The organism is Vibrio sp. S234-5 (genome assembly GCF_000960595.1).
In the GTDB taxonomy this organism is placed as follows: Bacteria; Pseudomonadota; Gammaproteobacteria; order Enterobacterales; family Vibrionaceae; genus Vibrio.
On record NZ_JZAM01000256.1, the window covers coordinates 1 to 2,616 of the forward strand.

Sequence of the window (2,616 nt, forward strand, 5' to 3'; positions counted from 1 at the left end):
AAAATATCGAGTTCGCACATCTTGTTGTCTGATTATTGATTTTTGGCGAAACCATTTGATCATATGACAAGATGTGTATCTACCTTAACTTAATGATTTTTATCAAAATCATTAGGGGATTCCTCAGCACAATGTATTAGCTTGCTGATGCTACTTATCGTCGCATTGGGGACGACTACGTCTGCGATAGGTGAGTTTCGTTCTCATAGCTTGTCGGCGATATCGGTTATCGATAGTGACCATGCAAACTCCCATTCCTCCAGCCATTCACATGACGTCGATGATGAGTATTCATTTCAACATGATGCGAGTAATCATAATCACACGTATGACAGTGCAACATTAAAAGCGCTGAGTCATTCCGTCTTTACGAGAGTGATGGTGTCAACCTATGGCAGGCAAGTCAGCGGAACGCCTATCCATAAACCCTTCAAAATAGAGCGTCCTCCAAGAGCGTTGTTGTTTACTTGATAACTGCCGCAATCAGCGGCTAAAGAAGATTCAACAAACAATGGAGTTACTATGAACTTACTTTCTTTACGCGAAGTGAGTACGTTGCCTATCGGTATGGCGACGTCGCTTCGTAAGGGGATGCTTTATCTCATTCTCGCCTTACTCATGGTAATGAGCACTGACGTTTTTGCTCATGCTGTGGCACAGGGTGACAAAGGTTATATCCAAGAAATCACAGGCACCAGTATCATTGCGTTTATGTATCTAGGTGCGAAGCACATGGTGACAGGATACGATCATATCCTGTTTCTATTTGGAGTGATTTTCTTCCTCTACAAAATGAAACACATCGCGTTGTATGTGAGCCTTTTTGCGCTCGGACATTCGTCTACCATGCTGCTTGGTGTGTACTTTAATATTGGCATTAACAGTTACATTATCGATGCCATCATCGGGTTATCTGTGGTCTACAAGGCAATGGATAACTTAGGCGCGTTTCAGCGATGGTTTGGCGTACAGCCCAATACAAAACTCGCAACCTTGTTGTTCGGGTTCTGTCATGGTTTTGGGTTGTCGTCGAAGATCATTGAATATGATATTTCTCCTGACGGATTAATTCCTAATCTACTGGCGTTCAACATGGGTGTAGAAATTGGGCAATTGATTGCCCTAGGCACCATTTTGATTGTGATGGGCTTTTGGAGGCGACATACCAGTTTTTATCGTCAAGCCTACTCAGTCAATGTCGTTATGATGAGCTTTGGTTTCATGCTTATCGGTTATCAACTAACGGGCTACGTTGTTGCTCAGTAAAAAGAAAAAGGAATCAATCATGTACAACACAGATATGCCAAATCGTGCCGAGCTACCGACAACCAAACAGCTTGTTCGCTCAACCTTTATTGCTCTAGGAACCGCTATTGTACTGCTCATCACCGTCATTTTGCCTGCTGAGTACGCTCTTGACCCAACAGGAATGGGCAGAGCGCTGGGATTAACTGAAATGGGTGAGATTAAGGCTCAATTAGCCCAAGAAGCAGAAGAAGACCAAGCTAATAGTGCAGTCGTAGACGCCACTAAAGCGGTTCAAAACGAGCCTGTTAAAGCGGAACCTGAAGTAGCACCTCAACAACTTGAGGTGTCTTCTACAAAACCTGACGTTGCTGTTGCAGTGGAGCCAGTTTGGAAAGACAAAATTATGCTTTCACTGAAACCAGGCCAAGGTGCAGAAGTTAAGTTGGTCATGGAAAAAGGCCAAATTGCTCAATTTGAATGGACATCGAAAGGTGGCCCTGTCAACTACGACACTCATGGTGATGGCAATGGAAATTCGATTAGCTATGAAAAAGGCCGTGGCGTACCTGACGATCAAGGTGAGTTAGAGGCTGCTTTCACGGGTAATCACGGCTGGTTTTTCCGTAACCGTAACGACAAAACAGTGATGGTTATCTTGAAAACGAATGGTGATTACGCAGAAATGAAGCGTGTTCCGTAATTAAGCTAAGTCTAGCCTCTACGAAGATGAGTTTCGTAGGGGCTATTTAATATGATTCGCTTATAAATATGGTTACTTGAACACAGCTAATTTAAGGTTAACGGTATGAAAAAACAGAAGAGTCCTTGCATCGATCTTTGCGATTTCTCGAATCCTAAAGGTTGGTGCTTGGGTTGTGCCAGAACTCGTGATGAATGTCAGAAATGGAAAACACTGAAACCTTATGCTCTCAACATCCTAAAGAAAGAACTCCAAAAAAGGATGTCACAAATGAGAAGTGAGCGTAGCAAGTATTGAGTTTAACCGCCTCTTTGGCTGTTAGGCCTTTGAACTGGGGGTGTTTCTTCATGTTTACGGGGTAATGTCGCAATAGCTGCATTGCGTCTTCTGCATCGCGTCTGCGAATTAAAGGGAGATGGGATTTTCCAACTAAATCAAGAACGGTTTTGCACTTAGCTTTCAGCATTCCAACGGCCTTAGGAGAAATATGCTGAGCCTTATAGAGACAAAAGCTGCGTATTTCGGTGATTGCGATCGCTCGTTTCCGCTGTTTTTCAAGCAAGTTGTCGTCTTTTTTACAATTTAGTAACGTGAATGATTACGCTGCACACTTTTCAGGGTTCAAGTACACCTCATCGATATAACTCCAGTCTCTCGTTTGCCGACTC

3 protein-coding genes are annotated in these 2,616 nt (G+C 43.3%); all 3 read left to right on the forward strand.

The window, feature by feature from the left end; all coding sequences use genetic code 11:
• Positions 1 to 522 precede the first annotated feature (522 nt).
• Complete coding sequence (locus UF06_RS15920; protein ID WP_045571301.1) at positions 523 to 1,266, forward strand: HupE/UreJ family protein; 744 nt, start codon at positions 523 to 525, stop codon at positions 1,264 to 1,266.
• 19 nt (positions 1,267 to 1,285) lie between these two features.
• On the forward strand, positions 1,286 to 1,948 hold the full coding sequence (locus tag UF06_RS15925) for a hypothetical protein (protein ID WP_045571302.1): 663 nt from the start codon (positions 1,286 to 1,288) through the stop codon (positions 1,946 to 1,948).
• A gap of 105 nt (positions 1,949 to 2,053) precedes the next feature.
• Positions 2,054 to 2,245 carry a DUF1289 domain-containing protein gene (locus UF06_RS24725; protein ID WP_082069733.1) on the forward strand — a complete coding sequence of 64 codons (192 nt, stop codon included), beginning with the start codon at positions 2,054 to 2,056 and terminating at the stop codon, positions 2,243 to 2,245.
• The last annotated feature ends 371 nt before the right edge of the window (positions 2,246 to 2,616 follow it).

Excerpts from the sequence above, each read along its gene's own strand:
- UF06_RS15920 (WP_045571301.1), top strand. The coding sequence starts at position 523 with ATGAACTTACTTTCTTTACGCGAAGTGAGTACGTTGCCTATCGGTATG.
- UF06_RS15925 (WP_045571302.1), top strand. The coding sequence starts at position 1,286 with ATGTACAACACAGATATGCCAAATCGTGCCGAGCTACCGACAACCAAA.
- UF06_RS24725 (WP_082069733.1), top strand. The coding sequence starts at position 2,054 with ATGAAAAAACAGAAGAGTCCTTGCATCGATCTTTGCGATTTCTCGAAT.